We start from the raw sequence: 18740 nt of genomic DNA, 5'->3' as shown, positions 1-18740 counted from the left end.
CCTGGCCCGAAAAGCGCTTCAGGAGAATGCCATGCCGATCTTTGCCCGCCGTGCCGTTTCCTTGTTTCTGGTCCTCGTGGCCGCCACGGTCGCCAGCGCGGCCCGCGCCGACTGGCCGCAGCGGCCGATCAAGCTCATCGTTCCTTATGCCGCGGGGTCGGGCCCGGATGTGGTGCTGCGCCCGATCGCCGACGCGCTGGGCCGCGAACTGGGGCAGCCGGTCATCGTGGAGAACCGGGGCGGCGCGGGCGGCATCGTCGGCACGCAGGCGCTGGCGTCGGCCGCGCCCGATGGCTACACCATCGGCTTCGGCAATATCGTCACGCTGGCGATCAACAAGAGCATGTACGCCAAGCTGCCCTACGACCCGCAACGCAGCCTGGCGCCCGTCAGCCTGGCCATCAGCAATGCGCTGGTGCTGATCGCACGCAACGGCCTGCCGGCCAGCAACGTGCAGGAGCTGGCCGCGTACGCGAAGCAGCATCCGGGCAAGGTCAGCGTGGGATCGCTGGGCGTCGGATCCAGCGCGCATCTGGCGGGGGAGATGCTCAAGAGCGAAACGGGCACCACCATGCTGCACGTGCCGTACAAGAGCGGCCAGCAGGCCGTGGTGGATCTGGCCGGCGGACAGCTGGACGTGATGATCGACAACGTGGCGGGCGTGCTGCCTTTCATCCGCGCGGGCCAGGTCAAGGTGCTGGGCGCCACCAGCCTGACGCGCGTGCCGGTGCTGCCGGATGTGCCGACGCTGGACGAATCGGGCTTGAAGGGATTTGAGGTCGTGTCGTGGGGCGGCATCGTGACGCCGGCGGGCACCCCGGCGCCGGTGATCGCCAAGCTGAACGCCGCCATTGCCAAGGCGTTGCAAGACCCCGCGGTGCAGAAGCAGAACGAGACCCTGTCGGTCGATGCCACGCCGTCCACGCCCGAGCAGTTCGCCAGCCTCATCGCCGCGGAGATTCCGCGCTGGGCGGCGATGGTGAAGCAGTCCGGCGCATCGGCGGATTGAGCGTGCGGCGCGCAACGGGTTTTGCAGAGCGCGCGCTCCGGCGCGGTCCGCGCAGAACAGGGTTATCAGAATAGGGAGACAACATGACGAACGCACTCTGGCGCTGGAACGCGCTCGACCTGGCCCGAGCCATCCGCGACGGTGAAGTTTCCAGCCGCGAAGCCGTGCAGAGCTGCCTGGACCGCGCCGACGCGGTCAACGCCGCCTTCAATCCGCTGACGGAGACGTATGCGGAACAGGCGCTGCGCGCCGCGGATGCCGCCGACGCGGCGGTGCGCGGCAAGCAGGCATTGGGCGCGCTGCATGGCGTGCCGGTCACGATCAAGGCCAACGCGGATCTGGCTGGCACCGCCACGACCAACGGCGTGACAGCCTATCGGGACCTCATCGCGCAGGACAACAATCCGGCGGTCGACAACTGGCTGCGCGCGGGCGCGATCGTCATCGGACGCACGAATGTCCCGGCGTTTTCGTGGCGCTGGTTCAGCGACAACGATCTGCACGGCCGCACCGTCAATCCGTTTGATGTGGCGCGCACGCCGGGCGGCTCCAGCGGCGGCGCGGCGGTGGCGGCGGCGCTGGGCGTCGGGCCGCTTGCGCATGGCAGCGATCAGGGCGGCTCTATCCGCTATCCCGCGTATTGCTGCGGCGTTGCAGGGCTGCGGCCCTCGCAGGGGCGGGTGCCGGGCTACAACGCCACGCAGCGCTCGGAGCGCCCGGTGGCATCGCAGATGGCGGCCACGCAAGGGCCTTTGGCGCGTACCGTCGCCGATCTGCGCTTGGGATTGGCGGCGATGTCGGGTGGCGACGCGCGCGATCCTTGGTGGGTGCCCGCGCCGCTGGCGTTTCCCGATTTGCAAGGCAATGGCCGCGTCGCGCTGTTCGCGGGGACGGCGCAGCACAAGGCCGACGCCGCAGTGGCCGACGCGCTGCAGCGTGCCGCCGGCTGGTTGCAGGACGCGGGCTACATCGTCGAGGTCGCCGAGCCGCCGCAGTTCGACGCCGCGGCCGCGCTGTGGCTGGACGTGCTGATGAACGAAGCCGCCGGGTCCATGCAGCGCGAGATCGAACGCGCGGGCGACCGCGCCATCCAGAACGCGTACCGAAGCATGCTGGCGCACACGCCGCGCCGGGACAAGGACGGCTTCGTTCAAGCCATGGCGATGCGCACGACGATGCTGCGCGAATGGGGCCGCTTCTTTGAGCGCTATTCCGTCCTGCTGATGCCGGTGTCGTTCGCGCTGCCCTTCCCGGTGGATCGGGATCAGCAGGGCGCCGACGTGATGGCGGACATCCTGCGGGCGCAGAGTCCTTTGGTCTCGACGGCGATTCTGGGACTGCCGGGGCTGTCGGTGCCGGTGGGGTTGGCGCACGGTGTGCCTGTCGGCGTGCAGTTGGTGGCTGGGCGGTTCCGCGAAGACTTGTGCCTGGCGGCCGGCGAGGTCATCGAGGCGCGGGCCGGCTGGTCAGTGCTGGAACGGCTTGGCATCTGACGGCGTCCCTCGCTGACCTAACCCGAAGCGCCGGGTTCATTCTGCCGCGCATGGACGGCGGCGCCCAGCGCCGCGCCGTGGACGGCCAGATGCGCGCCCAACTGGATGGCCTGCAACAGGGCCTGGCGCGTCACCCCTTGCGCCAGCCCTTCGTGGATCAACGCACGCGTGGTGTCCATGTCGCCCTGCGTGAAGCAGGCGTGCAGGGCGACCCGCACCAGCAAGCGCTCCGCGCGGGTCAATCCACCGGCAGGCGCCCCATGTTCCAGAAAGTCGAGCAGGACAGCGACGTAGCCCGGGTCCATCGCCGCCAGCCGCAGCAGGCTACCCGACTGTTCCGGCCACAGCGCGGCGATGCGGGCGCGCAGGGCATCGTCCGGATTTAGCGCCGGTTGGGGCGCGGCCTCGTGCAGTAGGTCGGCGGCTTGCAGCACCGCGCTCAGGCCCTGCATCGTGACCAGGTGCAGCACATCGAACACGTCGGCATCGGTGGCGCCGGCCTCGCGCGCCATGCGCAGATGGGTTGTCAGGCCCGGCTCGAACAGGTGCGTGGCCGACGCATCGAGCGCCACGTAGATCAGCTCGACCATGCGGGGCGCCAGCGGTCCCGTCTTGGCCGGGTGTCCCGCGTACTCGGCGTAGTGCGCCAGAAAGCCCGGATTGGCGTGCAGCATCGCGTCTGTCCACGGACGCCAATAGCCGCGCGCGGCGATGAAGCGGGCCTTGATCTCGTTCAGGTCGGTCAGCGGCTGCATAGCACTTGCCCCGTCAGATATTGGGCCTGCGCGCCGGCCACAAAGCGCAGCAGGGGCGCCAGCGCCTCGGGCGTCGTGCCTTGCGCGATCTGCACGGCATTGATGCGGCGCGCCGCCGGCCCCCATTCGCAGGCCAGCGAGGCGATCAGCATGCGCGCGGCCGCGTGATCGCCGGCGTGTTCCCAATCCAGGCCGTCGGCATCGGGCAGCAAAAGCGTCAGGCTGGCGGGGCCGTCAGCGGTGAAGCGCTGCGCGGCCTGCAATGCTGCTTCCAGCCTTTGCCCCGGTGCGCTGGCCAGCACCGTTGCGTCCAGCACCGCGGGGTAGCCGTCGCCAGCGGATTCACCGGGCAGCGGCGGCCAGCCGCCGCGAACGGTAAGGGATAGGGGCGCATCCGCCGGAACGCGCCCGTGTCCGGCGGCAGGGGCATAGGTCTGGCTTCCGCCGTACACCGACGAACCGCCATCCACGCACACAAGTCCGCCGGCAAGCGGGGCCGCGTGCGTGCTGGAAAGGAAGGCGAGGGCGCATGCGATCTCGTCAGGGTCGGCCAACCGGCCCAGCGGGATCTTGGCCACGGCGCGTGCGGGGTCCAGGCGGCCCGAGGCGATCAGGCCAGCGACCAGTTCCGTCTGCACGTAACCGGGGCAGAGCACGGTGACGCGAAGGCCCGGATCCGACCGGGCCAGCGCACGGCTCTGCGCGATCAACCCGGCCTTGCTGGGGCTGTAGCCGCCGCGCCACGGGATGGCGCGCAGTCCCGCGCCGGAAGCCACGTTGACGACGCGCGCACCGGGGACGAGGCGGCTGCGCAGGGCGCTCACCAGGCGGGCCGGCGCGCGCAGGTTCAGATCGAGCAGGCGTTGCCAGTCGTCGGCCGCCTGGTCGACGGTGGGTCTATTGCTGCTGTCGGTCATCCCGGCGTTGTTGATGAGCGCATCCAGGCGCGGCATGCCGTCTGCCAGGGCGGCAATCTGCGACGCGTCCGTCAGGCCAGTGACGCGCGCCAAATGCTCTGCATCGGCGGGCGCGGGCAGCTCGGCCCGCAGCGCCTGCAGCGCCGGCGCATTGCGGTCGACCAGGACGCAGCGATGGCCTGCGGCCGCGAGCCGGCGGGCCGCCGCACGGCCAATGCCGCTGGCCGCGCCCGTGAGCAGGACGGTGTCCATCAAAGGGTCGTGAACGTGATGCCGCCGTCCACCACCAGCGCCTGCGCCGTGATGAAGCGGGCCTCGTCGCTGGCAAGAAACACGATGGCCTCGGCGATGTCGTCCACCGTGCCCAGGCGGCCCATCGGCGTGCTGGCGACGCGGCGCGCGTCGCGTTCGGCGTTGCGGTTGCGCTGCGTGCCTTCCGTGGGCACCGCCGACGGGCAGACGGCGTTGACCCGGATCCGGCGCGCACCGAGTTCGGCGGCCGCCGCGCGCGTCACGCCCAGCACGCCGGACTTGATGCCCGAATACACGATGGAATTGGGTGCGGACTTGAGCGCGGCGGTGGATGCGACGTTGACGATGGCGCCGCCGCGCTCGGGGTCCATGACCTCGGCCGCCGCCTGAATGCCCCAGATGACGGCCTTGAAGCCGATGTCCAGCATGCGCTCCAGCGTGTCGGGCTGAATGTCGGGCACGCTCTGGTAGCGCACCCAGGCGGCGTTGTTGACCAGGATATCCAGCCGCGCGCCGTGCTCGGCGGCCTGCCGCACGGCTGCGCCGATGCCTTCGCGCGTGGCGACGTTTTGCACCACGGGAAAGGCGTTGCCGCCTTCGGCCACGATGCCGGCCACGGCGTCATCCACCAGTTCCTGCTTGAGGTCGTTGACGCCGACCGTGGCGCCGCGCGCGGCGAGCAGGCGGGCGGTGGCCCTGCCGATGCCGGCGCCCGCGCCAGTGACGAGCGCGACGCGCCCGGCGAGATCTTGTGCCATGGTTGCTTCCTATACCGATTGAATGAAGGCGTGGCCGGCGCCGCGCGACAGCCCGGCAAACGCGGCGTCCAGCTTGCGCACCGCGCGCAGCGCGCGATGCAGGGGCAGTTCCCACGTGAAGCCCATGCCGCCATGCAGGTGGATGGCTTTTTCGATGACGAAGGCCGCGTTGGCAAGCGCGCCAGCCAGCGCGGGCTGCGTGTCGCGCGGCGCGCCGTATTCGTCGGCGTGCGCAGCCCGTCGTATCGCGGCGCTGGAGACGTCCTGCAGCAGCCGCATGCGGGCCAGCAAGTGGCGCACGGCCTGCTTGGCCGACAACGGGCGGCCGAACTGCACGCGGGTGGCCATGTAATCGGCCGCCGCTTGCAGCGCGCCTTCGGCGGCGCCGTTGGCGAGCTCGGCCAGCAGCAGGTGCGCCTGGCGGCGAAGCGCGGCCCATGCCGCTTCGTCCAGCCGCGCAAGCACCGGCGCGTCCGCGAGCGCGATCCAGGACTGCGGATGATCGGGATCCAGCGCTGCCTGGTCGTCGCGCGGCAATGCCGTGGCATCGACAAGGGCCGCGCCCGCGCCGTCGGCCATCAGCACCCAGTCGGCGGGGCCCTGATCCAGTCGCGCGTGACCGGCCTGCAGGCTGCCATGCCAGGCGATGCCGGCCAGGCGTTCGCCGGCGGACAGGGCCGCCGCCTGCGGCGTGCCGGCCATCGCGCCCGCAAGCAGGATCTGTTCGGAAAGCGCCAAGGGCAACCGCAGACGCCCGGCCGCATGCGCGATCGGCAGCGCGAATTCGAGCGGGAGGCCCAGTCCGCCGTCGTCTTCGGCGGCCATGACCCCGCACAGCCCCGCCTGCGCCAGCACCTGCGCCATGGCGCGGGGATCCTGGCGGGTCAGGGCATCGGTGATCGCGGCGTCGGCGGCCTGCGCGAATTCCTCGGGACGCAGTTCTTCGTGGCTCATGTCAGGTCCTTGGGCAGATTCATGACGCGCTGGGCGATGACGTCGAGCTGCACTTCGGTGGTGCCGGCGTAGATCGTCTCGGCGCGCGAGAACAGGTAGGCGGTGGTGAAGGCCTTCTGGGCGCGGCGCGCCAGGGCACTGGAATGCGGCCCCACCTGCGACAGCAGCGACAGCGCCAGACCGGCGAACGCCTGATGGCATTCCGACCAATACAGTTTGGTAAGCGAACCGCGCGCGCCGATGGTCTCGCCACGCAGCATGCGCGCCACGGTCAGTTCGACCAGGCCCTTCAAGCCGTCGATCTCGCAGACCAGGTCGCCGACGCGGCGCTGCACGTAGCCGTCGTCAAGCGCGGGGGCCAGTTGCGCATCGGATTTGCAGGCCGCGATGAGCTGGCGCAGTTCGCATTCGAAGCGCCACGGGCGGTACATGCGGTTGGTGGCGCGCTCGATGGACAGCACCCGGATGGCGGCGTTCCAGCCTTCGTCCGGGGCGCCCAGGCGTGCGCTGTCCGGCACCACCACGTCATCGAAGAACACCTCGGCAAAGGACTCCTTGCCGTCGATGGATTTGATGGGGACGACGCGGATGCCCGGCGTGTCCATCGGGACCGCGAACATCAGCAGGCCGCGATGCTTGTCGGCCACGGTGCCGGTACGCGTCAGCAGCAGGCAGTAGTGCGCCTTGGCCGCGCCGCTGGTCCAGATTTTCTGGCCGTTGATGCGCCACGTGTCGCCCTGCTGTTCGGCCTTGGTGCGCAGGCGGGCCAGGTCCGAACCCGCGTCCGGCTCCGAAAACCCCTGGCACCAGTACTGGCGCATCGCCAGGATCGCGGGCAGGAAGTCCTGCTTCTGCTGTTCGGTGCCCACGGCCATGATGATGGGACCGGCCAGTTCCTTGCCGATGGAACTGACGCTCTCGGGCATGGGCAGTGCGCCAATCTCCTTGTTCACCGCCAGATGCTCGCGCAGCGTCAGGCCGTGGCCGCCGTAGGCCTTGGGCCACGTCATGCCGGCAAGCCCCGCCTGATACATCGCGGCCTCCCAGGCGCTGCTTTCGGCGAGCGAGGGCGCGCGCCAGTCCAGGCTGTCGGCGCGCATGAAGCCGGGCAGGTTGGCGCGCAGCCAGGTGCGCGCGTGCTGGCGGTAGACCTCGGGGCCCGCGGCAGGATCCGGGACCGCGGCGTGTTGTTCGAATTGCATGGCTGTCCTCAGTGGGCGGGGGCGGCGCGCGGAATCATCAGCGCGTCCAGGACGACGACGCCTTGGCCCTGCGGCCGCACCAGAATGGGGTTCATGTCTATTTCAGACACGTCCGCGCGGTGGCGGTACGCGAATTCGGACAGGCGCGCCACGCTGCGCGCGGCGGCGGCGATGTCGGCCTTGGGCCGCCCGCGTGCGCCATCCAGGATGGCAAACATCTTGAGCGACCGGATCATCTCGGCGGCTTCGGCCTCGCTGACGGGCGCGGCCTGCACGGCGACGTCCTTCAACACCTCGGCGTAGATGCCGCCCATGCCCACCATCACGATGGGACCGAAGACGGGATCCTGCGATACCCCGGCGATCAGTTCGGTGCCGCCCGCGACCATCGGCGCGACCAGCACGCCGTGGATGCGCGCGGCCGGCGCGTGCCGCGCCACGTTGGCCAGGATTTGCGCGTAGCCCTGACGCACGGCGCCGGCATCGGCCAGGTCGAGCAGCACGCCGCCGGCTTCGGTCTTGTGCGCGACGTCTTCGGAGGCGATCTTCAGCACCACGGGATAGCCGATGGCGCCGGCCGCGCGCACGGCCTCGTCGGCATCGCGGGCGATGATCTCGCGCGGCACATCGATGCCGGCTTTGCCCAACGCCTGCTTGGCGTGGAATTCGTTGCGGAACACGGCCGGGTCGACGGGTTCCGAGGCGGGCAGCGCCGTGCCGTCGGGAATGCAATTGCGCAGGCGGCCCAGCTGCACCAGCCCGGCCAGCCCCGTGGCGGCCGCGTCGATGCTGGAAAACACCGGAATGCCCAGCGCGTTGATCTGCTCGACGGCGTCGGCTGGCCCCTGACTGATGACCATCAAGAGGCGGTCCGGGTGGCTGGCGCGCACCTCGGCCAGCGCTTGCAGGTAGATGCCGCGCAGCCGCGCGTTGTAGAGCGACAGCGACATGAACAGCGCAACGGAACTGGCCGACGGGTCCTCCAGCAGGGCGGTCAGCATCTTGAGCAGGATGTCCGGACGGGCGGACATCTGCGCGGACGCGTCCACCGGATTGCCGGTGCTGGCGGTGGGCACGGCTTCCCGGATGCGCCGCTGCGTGTCGGGCGCGAGCGGGGGCAGGGACAGGCCCGCCTCGCTCATCGCGTCGGCCATCATGATGCCGAAGCCGCCGGACGCCGCCACGAGTGTCACCGCATCGTTGGCCGGCAGGCGGCGGGGCATGAGCAGCGAGGCGGCGTGGCCGATGTCGATCAGCGCTTCGACCGAGCGCACGCGCAGCACGCCGTGACGGCGAAAGACCGCGTCGATCACGGCGTCCGACCCGGTGAGGGCGCCGGTGTGCGAGGCGGCGGCGGCCTGACCTTTTTCCGTGGAGCCAATCTTCAGGATGATGACGGGCTTGGCGCGTTCGCGCGCCAGGCGCAGCGCGCCGATGAGCTTGCCGGCGTCGCGGCAGGTCTCCATGCAGCACAGGATGATGCGCGTGTCCGCGTCTTCGGCCAGCGCGGCGATGCCGTCGGCGGCATCCACATCCGCTTCGTTGCCGGTCGCGATGAACCGGCTGACGCCCATGCCGCGGCGGGCGACGCTTTGCATGGTGTGGCTGCCCACGTTGCCCGACTGCGACACGATGCCCACGTGGCCGACGGGCGGCATGTTCTCTTCCAGCGCGATCGAGAAGGAACCGATCAGGCGCTCGGCCACATTGACCGTGCCCAGGCAGTTGGGGCCCAGGATCCGCATGCCGTGTTCGCGGACGATGGCGACCAGTTCGGCCTGCAGCGCGGCGCCTTCGGGGCCGGCCTCCGTGAAGCCGGCCGACAGCACGATGGCGGCCTTCACGCCGCGCGCGGCGCAATCGCGCAGCGCGGCGGGCGTGGCGGCGGCGGGCACGGCCAGGATCGCCAGGTCGGGCGCCGTGGGTGTCTGCGTCACGCTGGTGTACGCCGGCAGCCCCTGGATGGTTCCGCCCTTGGGATTGATGGGGTACACCGCGCCGCGGTAACCGTGCTTGATCAGCATGTGGACGGGACGGCCGCCGATCTTGGTGATGTCGTCCGAGGCGCCGATGACGGCGATGCCCGCGGCCTGGAAAAAGGGCGCCAGCCCCGCGCCGGGGCGTTGATGCTGCGTATCCATGCTCAACGTCCCTTGAACTGCGGCTGGCGCTTTTCCAGGAATGCCATGCGGGCTTCGCGCGCGTCTTCCGTTTTGGCAAGCGCCATGGTGAAGTCCTGCTCGAAGCGGTAGGCGTCGCGCTGCGGCATGAGGTCGACCATGTTGGCGGCGCGCTTGGCGTAAAGCACGGCCAGCGGCGCCTTGCCGGCGATTTCGTGCGCCAGCGCCAGCGCAGCGGGCAGAAGCTGGTCCGCAGGCAGCACGTCTTCCAGCACGTTGCGGCGAAGCAGGTCGTGCGCGGTCAGGCGCTGGCCGGTGAAGAACATGCGGCGCAACGTCGAACGCCCGAAAAGCGTGCGCAGCATGGACGCGCCGCCGGCCAGGCCGACGTTGATTTCGGGCATGCCGAAGGTGGCGTTCTCGGACGCATACATGATGTCGCACGCGGCCATGAGGCCCAACCCCGCGCCAAGCGCCGCGCCGTTGACGGCGGCGATGACCGGCTTGGCGCATTCCTTGATGGCGTTGCCGGTTTCGCGGGTGATGCGGTTGTGTTCAAGAAAGTCGCCGGCGATGTCGGCGTTGGGGCGGTCCTTCAGGTCGGCGCCGGCGCAAAAGACCGTGCCGCTGCCGGTCAGCACCGCGCAGCGGATGTCGTCGCGCTCGGAGATCTCGTCGAAGATCGCCACGATGCGGCGGCGCATGGTGCGGTTCAGCGCATTGACCGGCGCGTTGTTCAGCGTGACCAGCGCCACGCCTTCATTGACTTCGAACTTGACGGGGGTGTCGCTCATGCCCGCACCTCGCTCGATTGGAAACACATAGCGGGGCGCCGGGCGCCGTGGGCATGCTGCATCGTAAGTCTCCTCGGGGTCTGATGACCGGTCTTGTCTGCTGTCCACGCCTGCCGGCGCTGGATTTTTTTTGATTTTAGGAAGGGGCCTGGGCCCGATCTACGGCAAAAACGGTGGTTGTGTTCTGCAGGAATGGCGCATATTCCGGGCTCCCCGCAGCCGATACCATGGGGAAAAATCATCGCCAGCGCGCGTGTTGGAGAGAGGGAGGCAGATGCAGATCGAACGTATCGGAACGCTGCGTGCGGCATTGGGCGAATGCCCGGTGTGGGACGCGGCGGGCGGGCAGCTGTGGATGGCCGATTGCCGCAAGGGGCTGATCCTGGCCGTGACGCCGGATTCGGGCCGCGTGCAAAGCTGGCAGCTGCCCGCGCCGCTCGGGTCATTTGCCTTCAACCGCGAGGACGAGCTGGTCGTGGCATTGAAGGAGTCGTTTGCGCTGTTCCGGCCGGCGGACGGCAGCCTGCGCACGCTGGCCGATATCGGCGTCAGCCACCCCAACCTGCGGCTCAATGACGGCACGCCCCTGCCGGACGGCAGCTTTGTTGCGGGCACCATGCACATTTACCGCGAGGCAGGCGAGGCGCCGCTGGGCGGACTGTATCGCCTGGACACGCGCGGCACGCTTGCCCGGATCGCGCAGGGGATCGGCGTGGTCAACGGCCCGGCCCTGCATCCGGACGGCACGCACCTTCATGTGTGCGACAGCGCGGCGCGCACCATCTACCGGTATCGCATGGATGCGCAGGCAGGCTTATCGGGCCGCGAGGTGTTTGCCGACACGGATGCGCTCGGATCGGCGCCGGACGGTTGCTGCTTTGATCGGGACGGCGGGCTCTGGACGGCGCTGGTGCATGCGGGCGCCGTCGTCCGGTTCGACCGCGACGGAAAACTGGACCGGCGCATCGACGTGCCGGTCGCCCACCCGGCGTCGCTGTGCTTTGGCGGGGACGACCTGACCGACCTCTACGTCACGTCCATCAGCGACAGCGGACGCCTGTCGGCCAATGGCGCCCTGGACGGCGCGCTGCTGCGCATCCGGGGCGCGGGTTACGCAGGCGCGCCGCGCCCGCGCTGCGCGATCCGGCCCGGCGCCTGACGCTTACCGCCGGGTCAGGCGTCGGCCGCCGGCTTGCCGTACGCGGCGAATCGCAGCTCGGCGCCCGACACGTGCGAGGCGACAAAGTCCAGGAACAGCCGGATCTTCACGGGGATCATGGCCGTGTCCAGGATGGTGGCGTACATGCCTTCTTCGAAGGTGGTGTTGGTGACGCGGTAGTCCGGACACAACCGCACCAGCGTGCCGCGCGCGATGTCGTGGTGCACGGTGTAGTCGTCCAGCAGCGCGATCCCTTCCCCCAGCCTGGCCAGCTCCAGCAACGCCACGCCATTGTTGGTGACGTGCCTTGGCTGGATCGGCACTTCATCGATGACCTCGCCCTGCTTGAAGCGCCAGAGGTACTGGTCGCCAGGAAGCAGGTACGCCAGGCACGCGTGCTGGGCGATGTCGGCCGGCGTTTCGGGCGGCTTGCGATCGGCCAGATACGCGGGCGAAGCGACGAGATAGCGTTCGCTCTTGAACAGGATGCGCCGCTTCAGGCCGGCCTCGACGGGCGGCGAGATGCGGAAATCGATGTCGAAGTTGTTGCGCCGCAGATCCGTCTTGGCTTCCGACAGCACGAGTTCTATGTGGATCTCGGGGTAGGCCTCGCGAAAGGCCGCGACCAGCTGCGGCAGTACGCCCAGACCGAACATCATGCGCGAATGCACGCGCAGCACGCCTTTGGGCGCGGCGCGGATCTCGGTGATGTTGCGATGCGCCTCGTTGATGTTCCAGAGGATGGGTTCGAGCTGGCGCGCGTATTCCTGGCCCGCTTCGGTCAGCACGACCTGCCGCGTGGACCGCAGCAGCAGCTTGACGTTGAGCTCGCTTTCGAAGTCGGTGATCATGCGCGACACCGAGGTGGCAGAGATGCCGAACTGGCGCGCGGTTTCCGAGAAGCTCTCGGACTTCGAGATCGACAGAAAGAGCTCCATGGCGCGCAGTCTGTCCATCATTCCTCCACTTTATGCAGCACAGAACGCCGCTTTTCTTGTATTCCAGCCCATGACTACCGGCCTCTAGAATTTCCTCAAGGATTCAAGCATCAATGAGGAGACACAATGGAATTCGGCGTATTCATTCTGGCGCAGCAACGAGGTTACCACCAGTCCTCCGCGCAAGTCATCAACAACTCCATCGAGCAGACGGTGGCGGCCGAGCAAGCCGGATTCAACACGGCGTGGTACGCCGAGCATCACTTCAACAACTACTCGCTGTCGCCGTCGCCGCTGATGACGGTGGCCCATGCCGCGGCCAAGACGCGCCAGATACGCCTGGGCACGGCAGTGTGCATCCTGCCGCTGTATCACCCCGCGCGCTTTCTGGCGGAAGTCGGCTTCGTGGATACGGTGTCCAATGGGCGGCTGGACCTGGGCGTTGGGTCGGGGTACCAGCAATTCGAATTCGAGCGCTTCGGCGTCCAGATCGAGGAGTCGGGTGCGATCTTCAATGAGTTTCTGGACGTCATCCCCAAGGGCCTGACGCAAAAGATCTTCGAGCATGACGGCAAGTTCCTGAAGATTCCGCCCAGCTCGATCGCGGTGCGCTGCGTGCAGGATCCGATGCCGCCGCTGTGGATCACGTCGGGCAACCCGGTGACGCTTGGCCGCGGCGTGCGCGAGAACCACAATCTGTTCGTGACGGCGCTGCTCAAGGGCAACGACGCCATCGCGGAACTGCGCGGGCGGCTGGAGAAGGTGGCCGAGGACAACGGCAAGGACCTGGACCGCGACGTGAAGTTCGGCTTTCTGCGCTGTGGCTATGCGTCGGACAACAAGGCTGAGATCGATGCCTATCTGGATTGCGCGCGCTTTCAGCGCCGCATTTCCGAAAGCCTGAAGTTCCGCCGCGCGCAGAGCGACGACGGCTACATGGTCAAGGAAGTGCCTTCGGAAACGGACCCGACGTTCGAGCAATTGCGCAAGAACCTGCCGGTGGGTTCGGTCAACGAGGTCATCGACAAGATGCTCGAAGAGATCAGCATCCTGCGTCCGAAGCACATTGCGCTGCAAACGCAGCTTGGCGATTTCGACCAGAAGACGATGCTCAAGCAGATCGAACTCTGGGGCGACAAGATCATTCCCGCGATCCGCAAGGAAGTCGGCAGCACGACCGTCCTTGCCTGAAGGAGGGCAGCATGCGTATCTACCTGAGCAATGCCGGCGCCATTGCGCTGCGCGACGCGGCCGATTTCGGCCGTCTGGATGTCTTGGCGGACCCGCAGCCCGCGGATCGGCTGGAACGCGCGATCGCCCGCATCGGCCGGCGCGAGGACGAGCGGCACGTGCGGCTGTCGCCGTCAGTGCTGCGCTTCCTGTCGCAGCACGCGGGCGATCCGGCCTGGGAAGCCAGCTTCTCGAAGATGGTGGACTACGCGGCGCGGCACGGATGGGTCGACGAACGCGGTGACATCCGTGCGCACATGGTGGTCAACGAATGCGACGAGGTGGTGTCGGTGGATGACTTCAAGGCGGCGATGCGGTCGCTGCCGGCCGGCATCAGCGCCGTCAGCACGGGAGACGGCGACGATATGGCGGGCATGATCGTCTCCAGCCTGACGTCGATCTCGGCCGACCCGCCGATGGTCGGGTTCTTTGTGCAGCAGACCGCGTCGGCGCACGCCCCGCTGCTGCGCAACGGACGTTTCGTCGCCAACATCCTGGGCGAAGGCCACGGCGAGGTGATCGAGGCCTTCATGAAGAATCCTCAGGGCAAGGCGCGGTTCGCTCACGGTGGATGGGTGATGAACGAACATGGCGCGCCCGTGCTGCCCGATGCGCTGGCCAGCATCGAATGCGACATCGTCTGCACCGAGAAGCTCGGCACGCACGATCTCATCGTGGGCAAGATTCGCAGGACGGCCTGCCGCGAGGCGCGTCCGGTGATCAACTTCAAGTCCGCCACGCACGGCATTGCGCCAGCGCAGCTGCAATGAACCGGTGACCGCATTTGACTGAACGACAAGCCCGCCATTTGGCGGGCTTTTGCATGGCGGAAAGGATGCGCGGGCGCTGCGCCAGCGCCCGCAGGTTCAATCGAGGACGATGCCGTTTTCCTTGATGACCTTGCCCCAGTATTGGCGGTCGGCTTCCAGCTGGGCTTCCAGCGCCTGCGGGCCGCCGGCTTTCTCGGTCTGGCCGTTGGCCACGAGCAGCTTGCGGAAGCTCTCGGATTGGACGGTCTTGATGGCGGCGGCCGAATAGGACTGCACGATCGCTTCCGGGGTGCCCTTGGGCGCATGCAGCGCGGTCCAGTAGCTGGCCTTGAGCTGGGGATAACCCAGTTCCGTCACGCAGGGCACTTCCGGCAGCGCCGGATCGCGCTGGTCGGTGGTCAGCGCCAGGATCTTCACCGCGCCGGCCTTCTGGTGGTCGGCCAGGGCGATGGGCGTCATGTAGGAAAGATCGTTGCGCCCGGTGATGAGGTCGATCAGGCTGGTGGGCGTGCTTTTGTAAGGCACGGCGGTCAGCGGGATGCCCAGGGTCTTGGACATGATCAGCCCGTACAGGTCGGTGACGCTGCCCGGGCCCAGCGAGCCGTAAGTAAGCGTGCGGTTCTCGCGTTTTGCATAGGCGACCAGTTCCGCCAGGGAATTGACGCCCATCTTCGCGGGCACGGTGATCGTAAGCGGACCGTCGAACATCATGGCGACGGATTTGAAGCTGTCGAAGCTGTAGTTCAGGCTGGGGCGCAGCAGGATGTTCAGGGATAGGGGGCCGGAACCGCCCATGAGCAGCATGCTGCCGTCGGCGGGCGCGCGCGCAACCTGCGAGGCGCCGATGATGCCGTTGGCGCCGGGCTTGTTCTCGACGATGAAGTTGATGCCCAGTTCGGCGCCCATGCCTTCGGCTAGCAGGCGCGCGAAATTGTCGTTGGGGCCGCCCGCTGCATAGGGCACGATCAGGGTCACGGGCTTGGCCGCGGCCCGCAACGGACGGGCGAACATCATGAGGGTGCCGGCCGCGATAAAGCCGCGGCGGGTGAGCTTGCGCATCTGTCTCTCTCCAGGTTCCCGCCGCCATGCGGGACCGTGCCTTCCGCGGGCCGGTTCTTCTGTTTTGACGCTGGCGGCTGGGTCGGCCGGAATCAGTGTCCGGCCTGGGGTTGTCTCATAGCCGATGATAATTTTTATCGGACCGGGCGATTACCCCATCGATCTGCAGAACTGTTCTGCGAAGCCAGCAATATTGCGGCTTGCGGCGGCATCGTCTTCTTGCGGCGGGCGGCGCGCGTGACCGGCATTATGCCGGATCGCGGCTGATCTTTGCGCACCGGTACAGCGCCTCCTTGTCCAGCACCGTCAATCCGCCGTAATGCGTTTGCAGGACACCCTCGCGCGCCAGCCGGGTCAGCGCGGCGTTGCAGCGTTGGCGCGAGACGCCGCACAGGCCGGCGATTTCTTCCTGCGAGATCCGCAACCGGCCCTGCGTTCCCGAATGGACCTCGGCATCCAGCTGCGCGGCGACGGCGCGCGCGACGGTGGTGTCGACGTCGAGCAGCACGTTGCCCGTGTAGCAGCCCATCAGCCAGTTGACCCGCTGCGCCAGGTGCGTCATCAGCGCCTTGGTGAATTCGATGTTGTTGTTCCAGAGGCGTTCGCAGGTGTCGCGCGGCAGGATCACGATACGGCTGGGCCGCAGGGCAACGACTTCGTATTCGAAGCGCTCGCGGCGGATCATGGTGGCTTCACCGAACCAGCTGCCCGTGCTGAAGCCGGCCAGCGACAGCGTGCGGCCGTCGGTGCCGGGTGACGACCACTTCACCAGCCCTTCGACCACGCCATACCAGCCGGGCGACCGCGATCCGGCGCGAAACAGGTATTCGCCGGCCGCCAGGGACACCGTTCGCAGCTCAGCGCGCACCACGTCGCGCTCGAGTTCCGGCAGGCCCTTGTACCAGGGCACCACGTCGAGCATCTTGTCGACCGCGCTGCGCGCCGGCCGGCGGCTTGCGTTCGACACGTCGTTGCCCGCCAGGGCAGGCGGTTCGCGCATGTTCGTTCCCTGTCTGGAGGTGGGATGCGGCCCAGGTAAACCCTAGGATTCTTTGTCAACGTGATGACTGTCCGCAAGGGCAGCCGGACCGCAGAATGTTTGGCGCCCACGGGCCAAAAACCATAAGAGGAGACCGGTATGTTGTCAATGCCACGCCTGCTGTCCGCCACCGCCATCGCCGGCGCCCTGTCCGCCACGCTGCTGCCCGCCACGGCCGCGCAGGCGCAAATTTCGGACGACGTGATCCGCATCGGATTCATTACCGACATGTCCGGCGTCTACTCGGGCCCTGACGGCCCCGGCGGCGCGGAAGCCATCAAGATGGCGATCGAGGAAATGGGCGGCCAGATCGACGGCAAGAAGATCGAATTGTTGACGGCAGACCATCAGAACAAGGCCGACGTGGCCTCGGCCAAGGCGCGCGAATGGTTCGACCAGCGCGGTCTGGACATGCTGATCGGCGGCACCAATTCCAGCACGGCGCTGGCCATGTCCAAGGTGGCGGCCGACAAGAAGAAACCCATCATCGTGGTGGGCGCCGGCGCGCCCGCGCTGACGAACGAGCAGTGCACGCCCTACACGCTGAACTACGCGTACGACACCGTGGCGCAGGCTCGCGGCACCGGCGCGGCGGTGGTCAAGACGGGCGGCAAGAGCTGGTACTTCCTGACGGCCGACTACGCCTTTGGACACGCGCTGCAGGCCGACACCACCAAGGTCGTCGAGGCGGGCGGCGGCAAGGTTGTAGGCAGTGTGAAGCATCCGCTGGCCGCCAGCGATTTCTCGTCGTTCCTCTTGCAGGCGCAAAGCAGCAAGGCGGAGATCCTGGCGCTGGCCAATGCCGGCGCGGACGCGACCAATTCGATCAAGGCCGCGAACGAGTTCGGCATCACCAAGACGATGAAGCTGGCGGGCATGATCATGTTCATCAACGATATCCATGCCATGGGCCTGCCGGCCGCGCAGGGCATGTACCTGACCGACAGCTGGTACTGGAACGCGTCGGACGAAACGCGCGCCTGGGCGCGCAAGTTCTTCGAGCGCCGCCAGGCCATGCCGTCGTCCTTGCAGGCGGCCGACTATTCGGCGGCGTTGCAGTACCTGCGCGCGGTCAAGGCAACCGGCACGGACGACGCGGACAAGGTGCTGGCTTACCTGCGCGAAAACAAGCTGAACGACATCTACATCAAGGACGGCGTCGTGCGTCCCGATGGCCGCGTCGTGCACGACATGTACCTGCTGCAGGTCAAGCGCCCGGACCAGTCGAAAGAGCCTTGGGATTACTTCACGGTGGTGCAGGCCATCGACGGCAACGAGGCCTTCACGAAGCAGTCAGAAAGCCGCTGCGCGCTGTGGAAATCCTAGGAGAACGGCATGGCCAAACGCAAAGTGATCGTGACCATCGCCCCGACTGGGGGCATGGCCTTGAAGACGCAGAATCCGCACCTGCCGACGCAACCCGCGGAGATCGCAGAGGATGTCTACCGCTGCTACAACGCCGGGGCAAGCGTCGTGGCGCTGCATGCGCGGCGCGCGGATGACCTGGCGACGTGCGATGCCAACGTGTACCGGAAGATGAACCAGCTTATCCGGGAGCGGTGCGACATCGTCCTGAACAACTCCACCGGCGGCGGCGTGCACGGCGACATGGTGGCCGAGACGTCGCCCGGCACGTGGGAGATCCTGTGGGAGGAGCGTCTGAAGGGCATGGATGCGGGCGCCGAGATGTGCACGCTGGACGCCACCACGCTGAACCTGGCGTTCGGCGACCGCGAATACCTGATGAACACGCCGCTCAGCAAGGGGCGCGAGCTGGCGGCCGGCATGAAGGCGCGCGGCATCAAGCCAGAGTGGGAGGTGTTCAGCCCCACGCATATCCTGCAGGACGTGACCACGCTCATCAACGAGGACCTGGACGAAGGCCCGCACTTCATCAACCTGGTCATGAATGTGCATCGCAACTTCCAGAACGCCATGCCGTTTTCGCCGCGGCATCTGCAGATGATGGTGGACCTGCTGCCCAGGAACAGCGTCTTCTGCGTAAGCGGTATCGGGCCGTCGCAACTGGAGGCCAACATCAGCGCGCTGCTGCTGGGCGGCCACGCGCGCGTCGGGCTGGAAGACAACCTGTACTACCGGCACGGCGAGCTGGCCACCAATGTGCAGCTGACCGAGCGCATCGTGCGCATCATCCGCGACATGGACATGGAGCCCGCCACGCCCGCCGAGGCGCGCGAAATCATGGGCCTGCCGCTGAAAAGCGGCATCCGCCCGGAGTTCGCGCTTTGACGCAACCGTCAGGCGGTGCGGCGCAGGGCCGCGCCGCCGCC

The 18740-nt window shown here is 67.9% G+C and carries 17 protein-coding genes; 7 read left to right on the top strand and 10 right to left on the bottom strand.

The window, feature by feature from the left end:
* The first annotated feature begins 31 nt into the window (after positions 1 to 31).
* Positions 32 to 1009, top strand: coding sequence for a tripartite tricarboxylate transporter substrate binding protein (locus LN047_RS25280; RefSeq protein ID WP_175234718.1), 978 nt, complete (start codon positions 32 to 34; stop codon positions 1007 to 1009).
* A gap of 83 nt (positions 1010 to 1092) precedes the next feature.
* Positions 1093 to 2502: an amidase family protein gene (locus LN047_RS25275; RefSeq protein ID WP_373980541.1), complete on the top strand. Its 1410-nt coding sequence runs from the start codon at positions 1093 to 1095 to the stop codon at positions 2500 to 2502.
* Between the two features lie 17 nt (positions 2503 to 2519).
* On the opposite strand, the gene LN047_RS25270 is transcribed toward LN047_RS25275, so the two are convergent.
* From LN047_RS25270 to LN047_RS25240, 7 genes are read right to left on the bottom strand one after another with little or no spacing between them, the layout of a single operon-like run.
* A complete protein-coding gene (locus LN047_RS25270; RefSeq protein ID WP_373980540.1) occupies positions 2520 to 3257 on the bottom strand; it encodes a carboxymuconolactone decarboxylase family protein in 738 nt (245 codons plus the stop codon).
* Complete coding sequence (locus LN047_RS25265; protein WP_373980539.1) at positions 3245 to 4426, bottom strand: SDR family oxidoreductase; 1182 nt, start codon at positions 4424 to 4426, stop codon at positions 3245 to 3247. The genes LN047_RS25270 and LN047_RS25265 overlap by 13 nt, the downstream gene beginning before the upstream one ends.
* The gene (locus LN047_RS25260) at positions 4426 to 5184 is read right to left on the bottom strand and encodes an SDR family NAD(P)-dependent oxidoreductase (RefSeq protein WP_056324983.1); all 759 of its coding nucleotides are present in this window, start codon (positions 5182 to 5184) and stop codon (positions 4426 to 4428) included. Before LN047_RS25260 ends, LN047_RS25265 begins: the two co-directional genes overlap by 1 nt.
* 9 nt (positions 5185 to 5193) lie before the next feature.
* Positions 5194 to 6138 carry an acyl-CoA dehydrogenase family protein gene (locus tag LN047_RS25255; protein WP_373980538.1) on the bottom strand — a complete coding sequence of 315 codons (945 nt, stop codon included), beginning with the start codon at positions 6136 to 6138 and terminating at the stop codon, positions 5194 to 5196.
* On the bottom strand, positions 6135 to 7340 hold the full coding sequence (locus LN047_RS25250) for an acyl-CoA dehydrogenase family protein (protein WP_180097663.1): 1206 nt from the start codon (positions 7338 to 7340) through the stop codon (positions 6135 to 6137). Before LN047_RS25250 ends, LN047_RS25255 begins: the two co-directional genes overlap by 4 nt.
* 8 nt (positions 7341 to 7348) lie before the next feature.
* Entirely contained in the window at positions 7349 to 9481 is a 2133-nt protein-coding gene (locus LN047_RS25245) for an acetate--CoA ligase family protein (RefSeq protein ID WP_373980537.1), read from the bottom strand.
* Between the two features lie 2 nt (positions 9482 to 9483).
* Positions 9484 to 10254: an enoyl-CoA hydratase/isomerase family protein gene (locus LN047_RS25240; protein WP_253857572.1), complete on the bottom strand. Its 771-nt coding sequence runs from the start codon at positions 10252 to 10254 to the stop codon at positions 9484 to 9486.
* A gap of 274 nt (positions 10255 to 10528) precedes the next feature.
* Between LN047_RS25240 and LN047_RS25235 the strand changes: the two genes are divergently transcribed.
* Positions 10529 to 11413 (top strand): SMP-30/gluconolactonase/LRE family protein, encoded by an 885-nt coding sequence (locus LN047_RS25235; RefSeq protein ID WP_373980536.1) that lies wholly within the window; start codon positions 10529 to 10531, stop codon positions 11411 to 11413.
* A gap of 14 nt (positions 11414 to 11427) precedes the next feature.
* On the opposite strand, the gene LN047_RS25230 is transcribed toward LN047_RS25235, so the two are convergent.
* Positions 11428 to 12369 carry a LysR family transcriptional regulator gene (locus LN047_RS25230; RefSeq protein ID WP_056325002.1) on the bottom strand — a complete coding sequence of 314 codons (942 nt, stop codon included), beginning with the start codon at positions 12367 to 12369 and terminating at the stop codon, positions 11428 to 11430.
* A 108-nt stretch (positions 12370 to 12477) separates the two neighbouring features.
* On the opposite strand from LN047_RS25230, the gene LN047_RS25225 reads away from it, so the two are divergent.
* Together LN047_RS25225 and LN047_RS25220 are read left to right on the top strand one after the other, a co-directional pair.
* Positions 12478 to 13542, top strand: coding sequence for an LLM class flavin-dependent oxidoreductase (locus tag LN047_RS25225; protein ID WP_063954001.1), 1065 nt, complete (start codon positions 12478 to 12480; stop codon positions 13540 to 13542).
* A gap of 11 nt (positions 13543 to 13553) precedes the next feature.
* A complete protein-coding gene (locus LN047_RS25220; RefSeq protein WP_280001087.1) occupies positions 13554 to 14351 on the top strand; it encodes a flavin reductase family protein in 798 nt (265 codons plus the stop codon).
* A 96-nt stretch (positions 14352 to 14447) separates the two neighbouring features.
* Here the strand turns inward: LN047_RS25220 and LN047_RS25215 are convergent, their stop codons facing one another.
* Together LN047_RS25215 and LN047_RS25210 are read right to left on the bottom strand one after the other, a co-directional pair.
* Positions 14448 to 15410 carry a Bug family tripartite tricarboxylate transporter substrate binding protein gene (locus LN047_RS25215; protein WP_373980535.1) on the bottom strand — a complete coding sequence of 321 codons (963 nt, stop codon included), beginning with the start codon at positions 15408 to 15410 and terminating at the stop codon, positions 14448 to 14450.
* 247 nt (positions 15411 to 15657) lie between these two features.
* Positions 15658 to 16410: a Crp/Fnr family transcriptional regulator gene (locus tag LN047_RS25210; RefSeq protein WP_223573155.1), complete on the bottom strand. Its 753-nt coding sequence runs from the start codon at positions 16408 to 16410 to the stop codon at positions 15658 to 15660.
* A 147-nt stretch (positions 16411 to 16557) separates the two neighbouring features.
* On the opposite strand from LN047_RS25210, the gene LN047_RS25205 reads away from it, so the two are divergent.
* Positions 16558 to 17775, top strand: a complete 1218-nt coding sequence (locus LN047_RS25205; RefSeq protein WP_056325938.1) for an ABC transporter substrate-binding protein — start codon at positions 16558 to 16560, stop codon at positions 17773 to 17775.
* Positions 17776 to 17784: 9 nt separating this feature from the next.
* On the top strand, positions 17785 to 18699 hold the full coding sequence (locus LN047_RS25200; protein WP_373980534.1) for a 3-keto-5-aminohexanoate cleavage protein: 915 nt from the start codon (positions 17785 to 17787) through the stop codon (positions 18697 to 18699).
* Positions 18700 to 18740: the final 41 nt, after the last annotated feature.

The sequence above is a fragment of the Achromobacter sp. JD417 genome (genome assembly GCF_041879325.1).
GTDB classification, from domain to species: domain Bacteria; phylum Pseudomonadota; class Gammaproteobacteria; order Burkholderiales; family Burkholderiaceae_B; genus Achromobacter; species Achromobacter mucicolens.
Note: the sequence above shows the minus strand (reverse complement) of the source record. Positions and strands in the feature narration are given on the sequence as shown.

Excerpts from the sequence above, each read along its gene's own strand:
- LN047_RS25200 (WP_373980534.1), top strand. The coding sequence starts at position 17,785 with ATGGCCAAACGCAAAGTGATCGTGACCATCGCCCCGACTGGGGGCATG.
- LN047_RS25270 (WP_373980540.1), bottom strand. The coding sequence starts at position 3,257 with ATGCAGCCGCTGACCGACCTGAACGAGATCAAGGCCCGCTTCATCGCC.
- LN047_RS25245 (WP_373980537.1), bottom strand. The coding sequence starts at position 9,481 with ATGGATACGCAGCATCAACGCCCCGGCGCGGGGCTGGCGCCCTTTTTC.
- LN047_RS25220 (WP_280001087.1), top strand. The coding sequence starts at position 13,554 with ATGCGTATCTACCTGAGCAATGCCGGCGCCATTGCGCTGCGCGACGCG.
- LN047_RS25235 (WP_373980536.1), top strand. The coding sequence starts at position 10,529 with ATGCAGATCGAACGTATCGGAACGCTGCGTGCGGCATTGGGCGAATGC.
- LN047_RS25210 (WP_223573155.1), bottom strand. The coding sequence starts at position 16,410 with ATGCGCGAACCGCCTGCCCTGGCGGGCAACGACGTGTCGAACGCAAGC.
- LN047_RS25255 (WP_373980538.1), bottom strand. The coding sequence starts at position 6,138 with ATGAGCCACGAAGAACTGCGTCCCGAGGAATTCGCGCAGGCCGCCGAC.
- LN047_RS25280 (WP_175234718.1), top strand. The coding sequence starts at position 32 with ATGCCGATCTTTGCCCGCCGTGCCGTTTCCTTGTTTCTGGTCCTCGTG.
- LN047_RS25225 (WP_063954001.1), top strand. The coding sequence starts at position 12,478 with ATGGAATTCGGCGTATTCATTCTGGCGCAGCAACGAGGTTACCACCAG.
- LN047_RS25250 (WP_180097663.1), bottom strand. The coding sequence starts at position 7,340 with ATGCAATTCGAACAACACGCCGCGGTCCCGGATCCTGCCGCGGGCCCC.
- LN047_RS25275 (WP_373980541.1), top strand. The coding sequence starts at position 1,093 with ATGACGAACGCACTCTGGCGCTGGAACGCGCTCGACCTGGCCCGAGCC.
- LN047_RS25205 (WP_056325938.1), top strand. The coding sequence starts at position 16,558 with ATGCCACGCCTGCTGTCCGCCACCGCCATCGCCGGCGCCCTGTCCGCC.
- LN047_RS25260 (WP_056324983.1), bottom strand. The coding sequence starts at position 5,184 with ATGGCACAAGATCTCGCCGGGCGCGTCGCGCTCGTCACTGGCGCGGGC.
- LN047_RS25240 (WP_253857572.1), bottom strand. The coding sequence starts at position 10,254 with ATGAGCGACACCCCCGTCAAGTTCGAAGTCAATGAAGGCGTGGCGCTG.
- LN047_RS25215 (WP_373980535.1), bottom strand. The coding sequence starts at position 15,410 with ATGCGCAAGCTCACCCGCCGCGGCTTTATCGCGGCCGGCACCCTCATG.
- LN047_RS25230 (WP_056325002.1), bottom strand. The coding sequence starts at position 12,369 with ATGGACAGACTGCGCGCCATGGAGCTCTTTCTGTCGATCTCGAAGTCC.
- LN047_RS25265 (WP_373980539.1), bottom strand. The coding sequence starts at position 4,426 with ATGGACACCGTCCTGCTCACGGGCGCGGCCAGCGGCATTGGCCGTGCG.